This window comes from Streptomonospora arabica, from assembly GCF_039531585.1.
Classification (GTDB): domain Bacteria; phylum Actinomycetota; class Actinomycetes; order Streptosporangiales; family Streptosporangiaceae; genus Streptomonospora; species Streptomonospora halophila.
On record NZ_BAAAQI010000024.1, the window covers coordinates 36,140 to 53,184 of the forward strand.

At 70.3% G+C, this 17,045-nt stretch carries 18 protein-coding genes; 4 read left to right on the forward strand and 14 right to left on the reverse strand.

The window, feature by feature from the left end; translation table 11 throughout:
- Nucleotides 1–91: 91 nt before the first annotated feature.
- The gene (locus tag ABD284_RS24125) at nt 92–1,282 is read right to left on the reverse strand and encodes a 3-hydroxyacyl-CoA dehydrogenase (protein WP_344148152.1); all 1,191 of its coding nucleotides are present in this window, start codon (nt 1,280–1,282) and stop codon (nt 92–94) included.
- Between the two features lie 129 nt (nt 1,283–1,411).
- Complete coding sequence (locus tag ABD284_RS24130) at nt 1,412–1,798, reverse strand: SCO5389 family protein (RefSeq protein ID WP_344148155.1); 387 nt, start codon at nt 1,796–1,798, stop codon at nt 1,412–1,414.
- Nucleotides 1,799–2,105: 307 nt separating this feature from the next.
- Between ABD284_RS24130 and nucS the strand changes: the two genes are divergently transcribed.
- From nucS to ABD284_RS24150, 4 genes are all read left to right on the forward strand, one after another.
- Nucleotides 2,106–2,783 (forward strand): endonuclease NucS, encoded by a 678-nt coding sequence (nucS, locus tag ABD284_RS24135; RefSeq protein WP_344148158.1) that lies wholly within the window; start codon nt 2,106–2,108, stop codon nt 2,781–2,783.
- A 267-nt stretch (nt 2,784–3,050) separates the two neighbouring features.
- Nucleotides 3,051–4,580 (forward strand): M20/M25/M40 family metallo-hydrolase, encoded by a 1,530-nt coding sequence (locus ABD284_RS24140; RefSeq protein WP_344148161.1) that lies wholly within the window; start codon nt 3,051–3,053, stop codon nt 4,578–4,580.
- 429 nt (nt 4,581–5,009) lie between these two features.
- A complete protein-coding gene (locus ABD284_RS24145) occupies nt 5,010–5,621 on the forward strand; it encodes a cob(I)yrinic acid a,c-diamide adenosyltransferase (protein ID WP_344148164.1) in 612 nt (203 codons plus the stop codon).
- 66 nt (nt 5,622–5,687) lie between these two features.
- Complete coding sequence (locus ABD284_RS24150; RefSeq protein WP_344148167.1) at nt 5,688–6,287, forward strand: hypothetical protein; 600 nt, start codon at nt 5,688–5,690, stop codon at nt 6,285–6,287.
- Nucleotides 6,288–6,324: 37 nt separating this feature from the next.
- Here ABD284_RS24150 and ABD284_RS24155 read toward each other — a convergent pair whose 3' ends face one another.
- The 12 genes from ABD284_RS24155 to ABD284_RS24210 all read right to left on the reverse strand — a co-directional run bounded on the left by ABD284_RS24155 (nt 6,325) and on the right by ABD284_RS24210 (nt 16,593).
- Entirely contained in the window at nt 6,325–6,624 is a 300-nt protein-coding gene (locus ABD284_RS24155) for an MTH1187 family thiamine-binding protein (protein ID WP_344148170.1), read from the reverse strand.
- Between the two features lie 81 nt (nt 6,625–6,705).
- A complete protein-coding gene (locus ABD284_RS24160; protein ID WP_344148174.1) occupies nt 6,706–7,191 on the reverse strand; it encodes a DUF2550 domain-containing protein in 486 nt (161 codons plus the stop codon).
- Between the two features lie 37 nt (nt 7,192–7,228).
- A complete protein-coding gene (locus ABD284_RS24165) occupies nt 7,229–7,633 on the reverse strand; it encodes a F0F1 ATP synthase subunit epsilon (RefSeq protein ID WP_344148177.1) in 405 nt (134 codons plus the stop codon).
- Between the two features lie 78 nt (nt 7,634–7,711).
- Nucleotides 7,712–9,154: a F0F1 ATP synthase subunit beta gene (gene atpD / locus ABD284_RS24170; RefSeq protein ID WP_344148180.1), complete on the reverse strand. Its 1,443-nt coding sequence runs from the start codon at nt 9,152–9,154 to the stop codon at nt 7,712–7,714.
- Nucleotides 9,155–9,158: 4 nt separating this feature from the next.
- Complete coding sequence (locus ABD284_RS24175; RefSeq protein WP_344148183.1) at nt 9,159–10,079, reverse strand: F0F1 ATP synthase subunit gamma; 921 nt, start codon at nt 10,077–10,079, stop codon at nt 9,159–9,161.
- Nucleotides 10,080–10,082: 3 nt separating this feature from the next.
- Nucleotides 10,083–11,726, reverse strand: a complete 1,644-nt coding sequence (atpA, locus tag ABD284_RS24180; RefSeq protein ID WP_344148186.1) for a F0F1 ATP synthase subunit alpha — start codon at nt 11,724–11,726, stop codon at nt 10,083–10,085.
- A 77-nt stretch (nt 11,727–11,803) separates the two neighbouring features.
- Nucleotides 11,804–12,613 (reverse strand): F0F1 ATP synthase subunit delta, encoded by an 810-nt coding sequence (locus ABD284_RS24185; RefSeq protein WP_344148189.1) that lies wholly within the window; start codon nt 12,611–12,613, stop codon nt 11,804–11,806.
- Nucleotides 12,613–13,155: a F0F1 ATP synthase subunit B gene (atpF, locus tag ABD284_RS24190; RefSeq protein WP_344148193.1), complete on the reverse strand. Its 543-nt coding sequence runs from the start codon at nt 13,153–13,155 to the stop codon at nt 12,613–12,615. The genes ABD284_RS24185 and atpF overlap by 1 nt, the downstream gene beginning before the upstream one ends.
- Before the next feature lie 43 nt (nt 13,156–13,198).
- Nucleotides 13,199–13,408, reverse strand: a complete 210-nt coding sequence (atpE, locus tag ABD284_RS24195) for an ATP synthase F0 subunit C (protein WP_344148196.1) — start codon at nt 13,406–13,408, stop codon at nt 13,199–13,201.
- 90 nt (nt 13,409–13,498) lie between these two features.
- Nucleotides 13,499–14,359: a F0F1 ATP synthase subunit A gene (gene atpB / locus ABD284_RS24200; RefSeq protein WP_344148199.1), complete on the reverse strand. Its 861-nt coding sequence runs from the start codon at nt 14,357–14,359 to the stop codon at nt 13,499–13,501.
- A gap of 328 nt (nt 14,360–14,687) precedes the next feature.
- Nucleotides 14,688–15,095 carry a Cg1360 family ATP-synthase-associated protein gene (locus ABD284_RS24205; RefSeq protein ID WP_344148202.1) on the reverse strand — a complete coding sequence of 136 codons (408 nt, stop codon included), beginning with the start codon at nt 15,093–15,095 and terminating at the stop codon, nt 14,688–14,690.
- Nucleotides 15,096–15,432: 337 nt separating this feature from the next.
- On the reverse strand, nt 15,433–16,593 hold the full coding sequence (locus tag ABD284_RS24210; RefSeq protein WP_344148205.1) for an MraY family glycosyltransferase: 1,161 nt from the start codon (nt 16,591–16,593) through the stop codon (nt 15,433–15,435).
- Between the last annotated feature and the right edge of the window lie 452 nt (nt 16,594–17,045).

A 17,045-nucleotide genomic window follows, 5' to 3' on the forward strand; every position in this document is an offset into this window, starting at 1 on the left:
CGCCCGCACCGGAACGACGGCGCTGCGCGCCTCGCCCGCGGGTCCCACCCGAGTGCGCCGCCCGCAGCCGGTTCGGGATCCCGTCAACCCTCTAGTGCAGGCTCCGGTGACCGTTGACCTCCATCGCCAGCAGCACCGGGGCCGCGTCGGCGGTGGTGAGCCGCGCCGGTATGGGGGCTTCGAGGACGGCGCCGAACCACGGAATGCCGCGCTCCTCGAACAGCTCCACCGGGCCCTTGGGGTAGCCGCAGCCGAACCGCATGGCGGTGTCGACGTCCTGTGCCGAGGCGTAGCCGTCGCCGACCATCCGCAGCGCGTCGTTGACGTGCGGCACCAGCAGCATCGCCGCGAGGTCGAAACCGAAGCTGCCCGTGCGCACGGCCTGGGCGAGCTGGCCGGCGGGCAGGTCCTCGGGCATGTTGGCGCGGCCGCCGTGGTCGTAGAACCCGCGCCCGCTCTTGCGGCCCAGGCGCCCGGCGGCGACCATGCGGCGCAGCAGGGGGGTGGCCGCGTAGCGGGGAGTACGGAACTCCTCCCACAGCACGTCCATGACCGCCAGGCACACGTCGATCCCCACGAGGTCGGCCAGCGCGAGCGGCCCCATCGGCAGGTCGGCGTCCTTGGTGACGGCGGCGTCGATCTCCTCGCGCGAGGCGATCCGCCGCTCGTAGACGGAGACGGCGTCGTTGATGAACGGCACGAGCAGGGCGTTGGCGACGAAGCCGGCCCGGTCCGTGGCCGTGATGGGGGTCTTGCCGATCCGCTTGGCCACCTCGGTGGCGATGTCGACGGTCGCCTGGGCGGAGCTGATGGTGCTGACGACCTCGGTCAGTTTCATCACCGGAGCGGGGTTGAAGAAGTGCAGGCCCACGACCTTGTCCGGCCGGTCCGTCAGCGCGGCGATCTCGGTGACCGACAGGGAGGAGGTGTTGGTCGCCAGGATGGTGCCCGGAGGGCAGATGCGGTCGAGGTCGGCGAAGACGTCGCGCTTGAGGTCCATCCGCTCGGGGACGGCCTCGACGACGAAGTCGGCGTCGCGCAGGTCCTCGCGATCGGTGGTGAAGGCGATGCGGTCGAGGATGCCGCTGCGCTCCTCGGCGCTCAGCTTGCCCTTGTCCACCGCCTTGGACAGCGAATTGCGGACGTGGTCGCGGCCGCGCTCCATGGCGCCGCCGTCGACCTCCACACCCCACACCTGGAATCCGGCCCGGGCGAACACCTCGGCGATGCCGGCGCCCATGGTGCCCAGCCCGACCACTCCGACCTTGTCAAATTCCTGCATGCGCCCACCCTACGCGGTCGCCGTGACGGCACAGCAGCACGGAGCCCGCGCGGTGCACCCGGGGGGAGCGCCGCGGCGCCGGCCGCCGGGGGGACGGCGCCGCGTGCGGGCGGAAGCGGGAGCCGCGGATCAGCAGTCGACGAGCTCGGGCGACTGGTTGAGGAGCTGTGCGCGCGGCGAGGTGAACGCGGCGTGGGCGGCGTCGGCACCCGGCTTGAACAGCGCGACCCGGTGGCAGTTCTGGAAGGCCAGCCGCATCCCGAAGTGGTGCTCCACGGCGGCGCGCATGGCGTCGCTGGCGAGCAGCCGCAGCAGCTGCCCGCGCTCGGTCTCGCCGGGCGGGGGCACCTCGTTGGCCTCGAAGTCGGCATCGCCGCCCGCGGCTCGCTCGGCGAGCCCGCTGACCACGCTCCAGGCGTAGGGCAGCGATTCGCGGATGCAGGCGATGAAGTCGTCGTTGTCGACGGGGCCCTGCTCGGCCTTGTGCAGGAGTTCCGGCGAAACCGTCAGCGACATGGAGGTCCCTCTCTGTTGGCTACCGGGGCGAGCGCGAGATCCGCGGGGTTCGCCCGGTTCCGGCGCATGCCGGGGACCTCGCACACCGGTCTGCGACGTTAGTGCCATCGTGCGTGGATGGTCACGGTGCCGGAGAGCCACATGTAGCTAGCTCCGACGCCATACGAAAATAGTTATCATTCTCGTTTGGCGCCACCGGTTCCGGGAAATCCGTCGCCGCGGCCGCCCTCGGGCGGCCCCCGAGCGGCCCCCGAGCGGCCCCCGAGCGGCCCGCGCCGACCGCTCACCGGGGCTAGGATCGTGCAGCGTGAGACTCGTGATCGCCCGCTGCAGCGTCGACTACGTCGGACGCCTGACCGCCCACCTGCCCATGGCCCCCCGGCTGCTGCTGTTCAAGGCCGACGGCTCGGTCTCGGTGCACGCCGACGACCGCGCGTTCAAACCGCTGAACTGGATGAACCCGCCCTGCTCGGTCAAGGAGTCGGCCGCCGAGGACGGCAGCGAGCTGTGGACGGTCACCCACGGCAAGTCGGGCGAGAAGCTGGTGCTGCGCATCGAGGAGATCCAGCACGACAGCACCCACACCCTGGGCGCCGACCCCGGGCTGCAGAAGGACGGCGTCGAGGCCCACCTGCAGGAGCTGCTGGCCGAGCACATCACCACGCTCGGCGAGGGCTACACGCTGATCCGCCGCGAGTACCCCACCGCCATCGGCCCGGTGGACATCCTCTGCCGCGACGGCGAAGGCGGCACGGTCGCCGTCGAGCTCAAACGGCGCGGCGACATCGACGGCGTCGAGCAGCTCACCCGCTACCTGGAGCTCCTCAACCGCGACCCCTCGCTCAGCCCGGTCAAGGGGATATTCGCGGCCCAGGAGATCAAGCCGCAGGCCCGCGTGCTCGCGGGCGACCGCGGAATCGGCTGCGTGACGCTGGACTACGACGCGCTGCGGGGCATCGAGCCCGACACCCCGCGCCTGTTCTAGGCCACACGAGGCCCCCACCTGCGAACCGCCGCCGGCGCACCGCCGCGGCGGTCCCCTGTGCCGCGCCCGGCCGGGCGGGCGCGGCGGAAACCGTCCATGACACCACACATCGCCGACACGGCGGAAGATCTCTGGCTGGATGTGGCAATGCCGGGCGTATCACCTTGCTCTGCGGTATACGGCGGTGACAGAGTGCCCGATACCTCGCACGAATCGCGCCCGTCTCATCACCCCGAGTAGACGGGCGTCCGCAGCAGGAGGACGCCAGTGCCTACAAGCCCGACCGGACGATCCCCCAGACCCCGGCGACACGTTCCGCCGACCGTCAAGCGCCTCGCCTCTGCGGGTGCATCGGCCACACTGGTGCTGGGCCTGGGGCTCGCCCCCGGGACCGCCCACGCCGACGAAGCCGTGCTGCCGACCCTGGTCACCCCCGACGGTCTGCGCGAGCACATCGAGAACCTGAGCACGATCGCGGAGTACAACGGCGGCAACCGCGCCACGAACACCCCCGGCTACGACGTCGCCGCCGACTACGTGACCGACCAGCTCAAGCGCGCGGGCTACCGCCCCAAGCGCGACACCTACGACTACGAGCTGTGGGAGGAGCACTCCGAGGCCGTGCTCACCCAGCTCGCCCCCGAAAAGCGCGAGTTCGCCCCCGGCGAGGACTTCGTCACCATGAACTACTCCGGTGCCGGCGACGCCACCGGAGCGGGCGTGCCCGTCGACTACGACAGCACCGACAGCGGCTGCACCGCCGATGACTTCGCGGGCTTCCCCGAGGGCGCCATCGCGGTCATCATGCGCGGCTCCTGCTCCTTCCAGGCCAAGACCGCCAACGCCGCGGAGGCCGGGGCAGCGGGCGTCGTCGTCGCCAACAACGTCGAGGGCCCGCTCAACGGCACGGTCAGCGAGGAGTCGGCCATCCCGGTGGTGGGCGCCACCACCGCGACCGGCGACGCGCTCGTGGCCGCCGGCGACTCCCTGGAACTGCGGCTGAAGGTCGACGCCTCGGTGTCGGAGCGCACCTCCTACAACATCGTCGCCGAGACCAAGGGCGGAGCGCGCGACAACGTCGTCATGGTGGGCGCCCACCTCGACAGCGTGCCCGAAGGCCCCGGCATCAACGACAACGCCAGCGGCACGGCGGCGATCCTGGAGACCGCACAGCAGCTGGCCAAGCTGGAGGGGCAGAACAACAAGGTCCGGTTCGCCTTCTGGGGCACCGAGGAGCAGGGGCTGATCGGCTCCACCAAGTACGTCGAAGGCCTCAACGAGCGCCGGCGCGAGCGCATCGCGCTCTACCTGAACTTCGACATGCTCGGCTCGCCCAACTTCGGCCGCTTCATCTACGACGGCCGCGGCGAACTGGAGGGCTCGCTGCCGCCGCCTTCGGGGTCGGGGGCCATCCAGAAGATGTTCGAGGACTACTACGAGCAGCGCGGCCTGGTGACCGAGCCGACCGCCTTCAGCGGCCGGTCCGACTACAGCGCCTTCATGGAGGCCGGCATCGCCTCGGGCGGGCTGTTCAGCGGCGGCGACGCCACCAAGACCGAGCAGCAGGTCGAGTACTACGGCGGCACCGCCGGCCAGGACTTCGACCCCAATTACCACACCGCCCAGGACGACATCGACAACATCAACTGGACGTCGTTGGACCAGCTCTCCGACGGCGTGGCCCACGCCGTGGAGACCTACGCCGAGAGCACCCTCCCGGTCAACGGAGTGGCTCCGCGGACCCGGTCCGCCCAGGAGTTCCGCGCCGACCGGGTCGGAGACCTCTGGCTGCGGTAACCGTCCTGCCGCACTCATAGAGGCGCCCGTGGGCGAGGAGCCGGCTCCTCGCCCACGGGCGTTTTCCATGGCCGCTCCGCGGACCCGGCCGCTGCGCCTCGCGCCGCCCGCTCGCCGGTCCCCTCATGCGCGCCGACCCGGTCCCCCTCAACCCCGGTCGTCGCCCGGCCTGCGGGCGGCGCCCGCACCGGTCCCTTCGGATGGCCCCCGCACCGCACCCGATCCGGCCCGCGCAGCCGACCACGGGAAACTACTCTGAGTGTCTCCCTCGATTCGAAAAGTATCAGCACGGCGGTGCGGAGCGCAGCCCCCCGAAGCAGAACGATCGCCAGCGCGGTGCTCCCGCCGCCCCCGGCCGGTTCCCTCCGCGCCTCCCGCCATCCCGCACCGCCCGCCAGGCGAAGCGGTGCACGCGCCTAGAGTGGCCCCATGACCAAACGGGATTCCGAGACACCTGTCGTGCTATCCACGATCTACACGCGCGTGGGCGACGACGGCACCACCGCCCTGGGCGACATGAGCCGCACCGCGAAGACGGACTCGCGCCTGGTCGCCTACGCCGACGTCGAGGAGGCCAACGCCGCCATCGGGGCCGCGCTCGCACTCGGCGGCGACGGCGTACCCGACGGCGTCCGCACGATGCTCGTCCGCGTCCAGAACGAGCTGTTCGACCTCGGCGCCGACCTGTCCTGCCCCGTCGCTCCGCCCGGCCGGGAGCCGGAGTTCCCTCCGCTGCGCGTGGAGGAGGCCTACATCGAGCGCCTGGAAGCCGAGTGCGACCACTACAACGCCGACCTGCCCACGCTGCGCAGCTTCCTGCTGCCGGGCGGCTCGGCGCCGGTGGCGCTGATGCACCAGGCCCGCGTCGTGGTTCGGCGCGCCGAGCGCAACGCGTGGGCGGCACGCGAGGAGCACGGCGACAGCGTGAACCCGCTGACGGCGCGCTATCTCAACCGGCTCTCGGACCTGCTGTTCGTGCTGTGCAGGGTGCTCGGCACGGACGGCTCGGAGGTGCTGTGGAAGCCGGGCGGCGACCGCTGATTCCCCACGGTGCGACGGCTGGTCCGGCAGGTCTCCCGAAGGCGAACGAACAGGAGTGGCGTGCACATGCACTATGCGCGGGATGAGCTCGCACTGCGGCCGAACACCCGTGCGGGGCTGGTGATCGTGGCCGTCGTGGCGGTGCTCGGGACAGCCCTGAGCGCGGCCGCGGCATATGGGGCCGGCGCCGGGGCCGGGCTGGCCATAGCCGTCGTGTTCGGCGTGCTTCTCGCCCTCAGCATCGGCCACTTCCTCCGCGCCAAAATCGCCCTGACCGCGGACCAGATCGTTGTACGCGGACTGCTCTTCCAGCAGCGCCGGGCGCGCGCACGCGCCGCAGAGGTGGTACGCGCCGACATCGACGCCCATCGGGCGCCGCCCGGCGACACCCTGTTCGTACTCGACGAACAGGGCGAGCTGCTGATCAGGATCGCCGGCACCTACTACGCACGGGAGGACGTCGACCGGCTGGTGGAGTCGCTGGGCGTGCCGTGCGGCGGCCCCGACCGCACGGTCACCGCCGCCGAGCTCGCCACGATGTACCCCGACCTGCGCCTGGTGTCCTTCGTCGAACGCCATCCCTGGCGGATCGGGTTCGCGGTCACGGGAGTCCTGATAGCGGTGATACTGGGCCTGATGCTCGTCGCGACCGTGGCGGGGCTCTGACCCGCCTCCGCTTTCCGGCCGCGACCCGGGCGCGGACTCAGGAGGCGCCGAGCTCGCGCTCGACGGCCTCGACCTTGCTGGTGAGGCCCTCGCTGACGCCTTCGCGGATGTCGGCCTTGAGCGTGAGGCTGACCCGCGGCGCGCCCTCGCCGGCGGCGGCGACGGCGCGCTTGACGACGTCCATCACCTCGTCCCACTCCCCCTCGACGCTGGTGAACATCGCGTCGGTGCGGTTGGGCAGCCCGCTCTCGCGCACCACGCGCACCGCGCGGGCCACGGCCGGGGCGACGGAGTCGTCGCCGGAACCCATCGGACTCACTGAGAATGCAACGATCATGCGCCCAGCCTAGACGTGCGGCGCGCTCGGCGGCGGCCCCGCGGCGGCGGGTCGCGAAGGCACCGCCGCTGCGGCGCGGATTCAGGACTGCCAGTGCGTCCCGGGCGGCATCGACTCCAGCCACGAGAGGAACCCGGTGAGCGCGCCGTCGGTCATCGCCAGCTCGTAGACCGCCTCCGTGGGGTCGGAGCCGTCGGCGGCGACCCAGCCGACCTCGATCACCACCAGGTCCAGGGTGAGCTCGCGCAGGTCGCCGGGTGTGGGCGGGCGGCGGTGCAGAACGACGAGGCCGCGGCGCGACAGCTCGGCTGCCGGCCGCGGCCACAACGAGAAGACCCGGTACCAGCGCAGTTCCTCGCTGCCGTACCGGGCGAGCCCCATACGCCAGGGGAGGTCCGGTGCCCCGGCCCCCGGGCGCAGATAGCACTCGACGGCGCCGCCTCCGCGCTCCAGGGCATAGCGCCGCGCGGTGACGGCGAGCAGGGCGGCCACGGTTCCGATGAGGAGCGCGATGAACAGCCATTCCGCCGCCTTGAACCACGGCTGGCCGAATATCAGCTCCTGCACCGGCGCATCTCCCCCGTTCAGCGCCCGCCGGCGCCGCTCATTCGCTGACGCCGGCGGCCTGCAGGCGGCTACGCGCCCGCGCGGCACGCCCCTGGGCGTCCTCGTCCTCGGTCTCGCCTTCGGACTCGGCGCCGCGCAGCGCCGCCTTGGCCCGCTCGACGTCGACGTCCTCGGCCAGCTCCGCGAGCTCGGCCAGGATCGACACGCGGTCGCCCATGGTCACGACCATGAAGCCGCCGTGGACCGCGGCGCGGACCTCGCCGGTCTCCCGGGCGCCCAGCACCCGGACGACGGCGCCGGGCGCCAGCAGCGCCAGCACCGGCGTGTGGCCCGGCTGCACACCGATCTCGCCCTCGACGCTCTTGGCGATGACCATGTCACCCTCGCCGGCCCACAGCTCCCGCTCCGGCGAGACGATCTCGACGAAAAGCTTCTTCGACACTGCCACAAACTCCTCTGCTAGTGGGCGGTTTCACGGGGCGCGGCCGACCGCGGGTGCCGTCCGCGCCCCGTTGAACGTCTAGCCCTGCAGCGTCTTGGCCTTCTCGACGGCCATCTCGATGTTGCCGACGTCGAGGAACGCCTGCTCGGGCAGGTGGTCGTACTCGCCGTCGCAGACCGCCTTGAACGAGGCGATGGTCTCCTCCAGCGGCACGAACACGCCCGCATTGCCGGTGAACTTCTCCGCGACGAACATGTTCTGCGACAGGAACCGCTCCAGGCGGCGCGCACGCTCGACGATGATCTTGTCCTCCTCGGACAGCTCGTCGATGCCCAGAATCGCGATCTGGTCCTGCAGGTCGTTGTTGCGCTGCAGGATCCCGATGACCCGCTGGGCGACGTCGTAGTGCTCCTGGCCCACGTACTGCGGGTCGAGGATGCGCGAGGTCGACGCGAGCGGGTCCACCGCCGGGTAGATGCCCTTCTGCGAAATCGGCCGCGAGAGCTCGGTGGTGGCGTCCAGGTGGGCGAACGTGGTCGCCGGAGCGGGGTCGGTGTAGTCGTCCGCGGGAACGTAGATCGCCTGCATGGAGGTGATCGAGTTGCCGCGGGTCGAGGTGATCCGCTCCTGGAGCACGCCCATCTCGTCGGCCAGGTTGGGCTGGTAGCCCACGGCCGAGGGCATCCGGCCCAGCAGGGTGGAGACCTCCTGGCCGGCCTGGGTGAACCGGAAGATGTTGTCGATGAACAGCAGCACGTCCTGGTTCTGCACATCGCGGAAGTACTCCGCCATGGTCAGGCCGGACAGCGCCACCCGCAGACGGGTGCCGGGGGGCTCGTCCATCTGGCCGAAGACGAGCGCGGTGTCCGGGAGGACCCCCATCTCGTCCATCTCCAGGAACAGGTCGGTGCCCTCACGGGTGCGCTCGCCGACACCGGCGAACACCGACACACCGCCGAAGTTGCGGGCGATACGGGTGATCATCTCCTGGATGAGCACCGTCTTGCCCACACCGGCGCCGCCGAACAGGCCGATCTTTCCGCCGCGGACGTAGGGCGTGAGCAGGTCGATGACCTTGATGCCGGTCACCATCATCTCCGTCTTCGACTCCAACTGGTCGAAGGGCGGGGCCTTGCGGTGGATCGGCCAGCGCTCGGTGACCTGCAGCTCCGAGCTGGGTACGTCCATCGACTCGCCGAGGGCGTTGAATACGTGCCCCTTGACGCCGTCGCCGACCGGCACGCTGATGGGCTCGCCGGTGTCGCGGACCTCGCCGCCCCGGACCAGGCCGTCCTGCGGGTTGAGGCTGATGGTGCGCACCAGGTTGTCGCCCAGGTGCTGGGCGACCTCAAGGGTCAGCGTCCTGGTCTCGCCGCCGAGGGTGACCTCGGTCTTGAGGGCGTTGTTCAGAGGGGGCAGGGCGCCGACCGGGAACTCCACGTCGACGACCGGGCCGGTGACCCGGGCGATTCGCCCGGTGGCCGTGCCAGGCGCGGCCGTCCCTTCAACAGTCGCAGTCAATTTCCTACTCACTTCCCGCGCTGGCACCAGCGAGCGCGTCGGCGCCGCCGACGATCTCGCTGATCTCGTTGGTGATCTCCGCCTGGCGGGCTTGGTTGGCCTGGCGGGTCAGGTTCTGGACAAGCTCCTCGGCGTTGTCGGTGGCAGCCTTCATCGCGTTGCGGCGCGAGGCCTGCTGCGAGGCGGCCGACTCCAGGAGCGCGAAATAGATCCGGTTCGCCACGTACTGGGGCAGCAACTGGTCCAGCGCCTCCTTGGCGGAGGGCTCGAAGTCGTAGAGCGGCATGGGGCCGCCCTGCTCGGCTTCGAGGACCTTCGGCTCGACCTCCTCCACCTCCAGCGGCAGCGCCCGGTGCGAGGCCGCGTGCTGGGTCAGCATGGAGACGAACTCGGTCGAGACGATGTGGATCTCGTCCACCCCGTCCTCGGTCCCGCTGTCCTTGGTGAAGCGGTCCATCAGGGCGTCGGCGATCTCCCGGGCGTCCAGGTAGGTCGGCCGCTCGGTGATGCCCTCCCACGTCTGCTCCATGGCGCGGCGGCGGAACTGGTTGTAGGCGATGCCCTTGCGCCCCACCACGTACTGCAGGACCTCCTTGCCCTGGCTGTCCAGCAGGGCGCTCAGGCGCTCGGACTCCTTGATCGAGTTCGCGGTGAACGCGCCGGCGAGGCCCTTGTCGCTGGTGATGACCAGTACGGCGGCCCGCGTCGGGTTCTCCGACTCCATCAGCAGCGGGTGGTCCTTGACCTGCTGGGCCAAGGCGGAGACCGCCCGGGTGATCTCCCGCGCGTAGGGCTGCGCCGCCTGCATCACCCGCTGGGCCCGGGTGATGCGGGTCGTGGCGATGAGCTCCATCGCGCGGGTGATCTTCGCCATCGACTTCGTCGAGCGGATCCTCCGGCGGTAGACGCGAAGCTGTGCACCCATGGGCTACTTCCCGCTGCTCTTGGCGACCTTGATGGTGTCCTGGCCGACCTGGCTCTCCTCCAGCGCCTCGGCTTCCTCCTCGGTGCCCAGCACCGTGCCGGCCGAGGTCTGGAAGGTCAGCTTGAACTCGGAGACGGCCTCCTTGAGGGTGGCCTCGGTCTCGTCCTCGAACTTGCCGCTCTCGCGGATGTTGTCGAGGACCTTGGAGTGCTCGCGGGCGAGGTAGTCCAGGAAGTCCTCCTCGAAGCGGCGGACGTCCTCGACGGGGACGTCGTCGATCTGGCCGGTGGTGCCCGCCCAGATGGAGACGACCTCCTTCTCCATCGCCAGGGGCTGGTACTGGCCCTGCTTGAGCAGTTCCATCAGCCGCTCGCCGCGCTCCAGCTGCGCCTTGGAGACCGCGTCCAGGTCCGAGCCGAAGGCGGCGAACGCCTGCAGTTCGCGGAACTGGGCCAGGCCCAGGCGCAGCGAACCGGTGACGTTCTTCATCGCCTTGGTCTGGGCCGAACCGCCGACACGCGAGACCGAGACACCGACGTTGATGGCCGGGCGCTGGCCCTGGTTGAACAGGTCGGTCTCCAGGAAGACCTGGCCGTCGGTGATGGAGATGACGTTGGTCGGGATGTAGGCCGAGACGTCGTTGGCCTTGGTCTCGATGATCGGCAGACCGGTCATCGACCCCGCGCCCATCTCGTCGGAGAGCTTGGCGCAGCGCTCCAGCAGGCGAGAGTGCAGGTAGAAGACGTCGCCGGGGTAGGCCTCGCGGCCCGGCGGGCGGCGCAGCAGCAGCGACACCGCTCGGTAGGCCTCGGCCTGCTTGGTGAGGTCGTCGAAGACGATCAGCACATGCTTGCCGTCGTACATCCAGTGCTGGCCGATGGCCGAGCCGGTGTAGGGCGCCAGGTACTTGAAGCCCGCGGGGTCGGACGCCGGGGCGGCGACGATGGTGGTGTACTCCATCGCGCCGGCCTCCTCCAGCGCGCCGCGCACGCCGGCGATGGTCGAGCCCTTCTGGCCGATGGCGACGTAGATGCAGCGGACCTGCTTCGCGGGGTCGCCGGAGTCCCAGTTGCTCTTCTGGTTGATGATCGTGTCGATGCCGATGGCGGTCTTGCCCGTCTGGCGGTCACCGATGATCAGCTGGCGCTGGCCGCGGCCGACCGGGGTCATCGAGTCGATGGCCTTGATGCCGGTCTGCATCGGCTCGCCCACCGGCTGGCGCTCCATGACCGAGGGGGCCTGCACCTCCAGGTCGCGGCGCTCGGTCGTCTCGATCTCGCCCTGGCCGTCGATGGGGGTGCCCAGCGGGTCGACGACCCGGCCGAGGAAGTTGTCGCCTACCGGCACCGAGAGCACCTGGCCGGTGCGGCGCACCGCCTGGCCCTCCTCGATCTGGGCGAAGTCGCCGAGGACGACCGCGCCGATCTCGCCGATCTCCAGGTTCTGGGCCAGGCCCAGCGTGCCGTCTTCGAATTGCAGCAGCTCGTTCGCCATCGCCGAGGGAAGGCCGCCGACGCGCGCGATCCCGTCACCGGAGTAGGTGACGGTGCCGATCTCCTCGCGCGCGGCGGCGTCGGGCTCGTACGACTGGACGAAGCGCTGCAGCGCGTTCCGGATCTCATCCGGCCGGATCGTCAGCTCCGCCATCTCACGTATGTCCTTGCTCTCGTATGGCGCCGCGTTCCCCGGCGCCGGTGCGTTCTGCTTGGGGGTGGGTCGTCGCCTCAGCCGGCCAGGCGTCGCCGGACCTCGCCGAGCCGCCCGGTGATCGTGCCGTCGATGACTTCGTCGCCCACCCGGATGGACAGGCCGCCCACGATCGAGGGGTCGACGTCGATGTTCAGGTGGATCGGGCGCCCGTAGATCCGGGCCAGGGTGGCGCGCAGCCGCTCCTGGCGGTCCTCGCTCAGGGCGACCGCCGTGCGCACCAGCGCCACGTAGCGCTGGGCGCGCTCGGCGACGAGCTGCCCGTAGTACTCCAGACCGTCTTCCAGGGTACGGCCCCGCGGATGCGTCACAACCCGGGTGACCAGGACGGTCGTCGCCGGGTCCGCCTTGCCCGCCAGCAGGGCCTCGACGATGCCGCCCTTGCGCACCTCGGAGACGGACTCGTCGGTGAGGGCGGCACGCAGTTCGGTGTCGCCGGCGACGACGCGGCTGAACCGGAAGAGCTCGTCCTCCAGCTCGCCGAGCCGCTGCTCGCTCTCGGCCCGGGCGATCGTCGCGAAGACGGCCGCCCGCTCGACGGCGTCGATCAGGTCGCGCTGGCGCGACCAGCGGGCCTGGACGACGTCGCCGACGACCATCACGGTCGACGGCGACGCCTGGGACTCCAGCAGCTCGCCGATCAGCCCGGACTTCGACTCCGCCGCGTTGGCCGGGTCGGCCAGCCACCGCCGCAGCGTGTGCTCACGCTCCAGCAGCGCCACCACGTCGAAGAGCTCGCTGCCCAGCGCCGCGGTGTCGGCCGACTCCAGCACGGTGCCGAGCCGTTCGGTGACCTCCTGCAGGGAGGCGCGGCTGATGCCCCGCATCAGCGCACCTCGGCCTGGGAGGTGTTCTCGCTCCGCTCCAGCTCCTCCAGGAACCGGTCGATGACCCGGTTCTGGGCGTCGCTGTCGCCGAGCGACTCGCCGACGATCCGCTCGGCGAGGTCGGTCGAAAGCGACCCGATCTCGCCGCGCAGCTGCGCGAACGTGTGCTGGCGGTCGGCCTCGATCTGGGCGTGTGCGGCGTCGAGAATCCGCTGCGCCTCGGCCTGGGCCTCCTCACGCGCCTCAGCGATGATGGAGGCCCGCTGCTCCTTGGCCTTCTCCAGCTCGCGGGCGTACTCGCGGTGCGCCTCGTCGAGCTTCTCGCGGTACTGCTGGCGGATCTCCTCCGCTTCGGCCTCGGCCTTCTGAGCGCGCTCGATACCGCCCTCGATCTGGTTCTTGCGCTCGTCCAGCATCGCGGTGAAGCGCGGCCACATCCTGGTGATGACGACGAGGAGCAGGATGAAGGCGATGGACCCGAAAGCGACCTCGTCCCAGTGGACGCGCAGGACGTTCGGTTCATCGGCTGCCAAGAACATCATGGCTGGCTTCCCTTCGCTGTTTCCGTTGACGACCAGCCGGCCACTACAGGGCGAAGGCGAGCACCAGGCCGATGAGGGCCAGCGCCTCGGACAGGGCGAATCCGATGATCATCTGGCCCTGGAGGAGGCCGCGGGCCTCGGGCTGGCGGGCGATGGCCTGGACACCCAGACCGAAGACGAGCCCCACGCCGATGCCGGGGCCGATGGCGGCGAGGCCGTAGCCGATGACGTTGAGGTTACCCGTGATGTCCATTACTGCTTTCCTTTACTCAGAACCCGCCGGCGGGCGTTCTCGCCGCCGGACTGACGTTGGTTATCGGGCTGGGGTCAAGATGGGGAGAGGTCAGTGTGCTCCCTCGATGGACTCGCCGATGTAGTTGGAGGCGAGCGTCACGAACACATAGGCCTGCAGCGCCATGATGAACAGTTCCAGGGCGGTGAAGACCAGGAAGGCCACGAGCGCGAGCAGCGAGTAGCCGATCGAGACGATGGTGAGGGCGCCGCCCGCGTCGAGGTTGAGCATGTACCACCCGGCCGCCGCGAACACCGCGAGCAGCAGGTGGCCGGCCAGCATGGTGGCGAAGAGCCGGACCGCGTGGGTGAACGGCCGGATCAGGAAGGTCGAGGCGAATTCGAGGGGGACGAAGATCGGCAGGACCCACTTGGGGACCGTCGGCGGCACGAGCTTGCCGATGACGTGGCCGCGGAACCCGTGCTCGCGGAGGCCGATGTAGTTCCACAGCACGTAGATGTACACGGCCAGCACGATCGGATAGGCCAGATGGCTGGTCACTGGAAGTTGCAGGAAGGGGATGATGGCCATCACGTTCATCGCGAAGATGAACAGGAACAGCGTCATCATCAGCGGCATGTACTTCTCGCCGCGCTTGCCGCCGATCTGCTGGTGCACCACGTTGGTGCGGATGAACTCGATGACCAGCTCGCCCGCCGCCTGGACGCGCCCCGGCACGACCGAGGGCCTGCGCAGCATGAAGTAGCTGAAGGCCAGTACCAGGAGCACGCACAACACCAGCAGCACCGTGTACTTGGTGATGCCGGAGGTGCCCGGAATCCCGAAGCTCAGCCACGGCTCCGGAAAGAAGACCTCCGCGCCGGGCACGACTGAGTCGAATCCGCAGCCGTTGTCTCCGAAGAGATGGCAGCTCTCCTCCCCGGACGCGAGGAGGCGCGCTTCAGCACTCACGGCGAATCCTTTCGTCGTGACACAACTCAAACCTCGTTCGTGGTTGGGGGTGCCGCGCCGTCAGTGCGTGCGGCGGAGCACCGGAGTGGTTGGTCAGGATGGCAGCTCGAAGACGGCCGCGCCTATGCCGTTCCCACTGATCCGTGCGGCTCGCCGCTGGATAAGGACAGCGCCTGGATGGCGGCCCAGCCGATGCCAACCGAGACGAACATACCGTGCGGAAAGCCCATGATCGACGCGGGGCGATGCCCCGCGGCCCGGCAGCACTCGCCCCCGCGCCTTCGCGCGGCGGCGGACGCGGGCACGCGGGCCCCGAGGCCGGCGGGCGTCACGTTCCCTCCTCCGCGGGCTCCACGTACAGGATCTTCGCGGTGTTCAGCGCCCACAGGTGAGCGCCCATCCAGACCACGGTGCACGCCGAGGCCGTGATGGCGAAGGAGAGGTGGTTGAACACGGCGGCGTCGCCGAAAGCCACGAGCAGCACGCCGAGCAGCACGATCTTGGCGAGATACGTGCCCATGGCGGCTGGATACAAGTATTTCGGGTTCTTGTCCCCCGCCCACGTGACCACCAGGAAGCTCAGCCCGAAGAAGGCCAGCGCCAAGACCGTCCCCGAGACCGCGCCGAGGAGCCCCTGCGCACCCGATACCGTGCCCGCGACGGCCGTTGCCAGCGCACCTGCGACAGCGGTTGGAATCGCGGCGCCGCGGAGGATCCGGGCGTCGTGTCCCTTCATAGGCTCGGCTCCGGTAGTGGACGTGGGGGTGCTTGCTCGTGAAAGCTATCACAAGGATTCGGGCATCCGAGCACGGGTCACCCCTGCGGTCACCCCCGCCGCTCGCGCGGAGTCGAGATCACCGGCCGTCTATGCAGGTTGTCGAGTTTGTCGCCGCTGTTGGGTGAACGCGGGTCATGTGGCGTTCGGCTGGGTTCGACCTCCGGTTCCGGACGGGTTCACTGCGGGATGGGACCGGTGCGGGGCCGGCGCGGTTCCGTGCCGGCGGGGACCGCGGTCCGATGGAGCGGGGAAGCGACCGGCCGGGCGGCGGGGCGTGATCAGCATCTCGTTCCCCCTACTCCGCCGAAGCCGACGTCGTCGACGCGGAGCCGGCGGCCGCGGCCCGGGCGCGGGCGTCGCGCGCCCGGTTCCGGCGGCGCAGCCGCGGCAGGGTGATAAGGCCCACCGCGCACGCCGCCACCAGCAGCGTGACGGTCAGCACGACGAACGGGGTGTCGAAGACCGACAGCGACACCGACGCGAACGCGATGATCGCGGCCCACAGGTACATCAGCAGCACCGCGCGGGCGTGGGAGTGGCCCAGCTCCAGCAGCCGGTGGTGCAGGTGCTTCTTGTCGGGGGCGAACGGCGACTTCCCGGCCAGCGTGCGCCGCACGACCGCGAGCACCAGGTCGGCCAGGGGCAGCGCGATGACCAGCAGGGGGAGGAACACCGGTAGGAACAGCGCGATGCCGTGCACGCTCGTGCGGCCGTCGGGGTAGAACTGGCCGGTCACCGTGATGGTGATCGAGGTCAGCAGCAGTCCGAGCAGCATGGCGCCGGTATCGCCCATGAACACCCGGGCCGGGTTGAAGTTGTGCAGCAGGAAGCCGATACAGACGCCGGCCAGGATGATCGCGATCATGGCCGGGTAGGACTGCCGTTCGAATCCCTGGTCGACCGCCGCGACGTAGTAGTAGGCGAAGAACGCGAACGCCGAGATCGCCACGATCCCGGCGGCCAGGCCGTCGAGCCCGTCGGCGAAGTTCACGGCGTTGATGGTGACCACGATCAGCACGACCGAGACGAGCGACCCCAGCCACGGCCCGAGCGACAGCTGCGTGCCCGGAACCGGCAGCCAGAGCATCTGCACGCCCGACCACACCATGATCCCCGCCGCCGCGGTCTGGCCGGCGAGCTTGGGCACGGGACCCATCCCCCACCGGTCGTCGATGATTCCGATGACGACGATCAGGCCGCCGGCCAGCAGCAGTCCGCGCCAGGTGTTGTAGACGAAGACGTCCTGCAGGTGGGGCAACCGGTAGGAGATCAGCAGCGCCGCCGCGAAGCCGCCGTAGATGGCGATGCCGCCCATGCGCGGGATCGGCTCGGAGTGCACGTCGCGGTCGCGCACCGGGGGCACCGCGCCGAACGTGATCGCCGCACGCCGCACGAACGGGGTCAGCAGATAGGTGACCGCCAAGGCGATGACGAAGGTGAGCGCATACTCACGCACGGCGTGTCCGGTGCCTTCCTCGGATTGCGCGCCGACGGCGGGGGAGCCTGCGGAGGCGGTCGGCGTTTCGGCGCTGGGCTGACGGCTTCTGCTGCTGGTGCGGCCCCCGGGAGGGACGGGCCGCGAGCCGGCGATCGGCGGGACGGCGGTCGGCCACCGGCCGCCCTCGGAGGTGCGGGGCCGGTCGCGACCGCGGTGCGAGCGATGTCGGATACGGCTGCCGTTTCGGTGACCGCGGTGCAGTCGAAACTAGCACTACCCGCCGCAGGTGCGCGGCAATACGATTCGGCTACGCAGAGTGAGAAACGTGGGCGGCATCACAGTGCGTGCCCGTGCACCGGGCGCCCGTTGCCGCCGGCGCGGGCCCGGGCCCTCCCCCGGCGCGCGGGCGCGGGCAGGGCGGCGCGGCGCCTCCGCCCCGCGGCAAGTCGGAGGCCAAGCGGTCTTAGGAA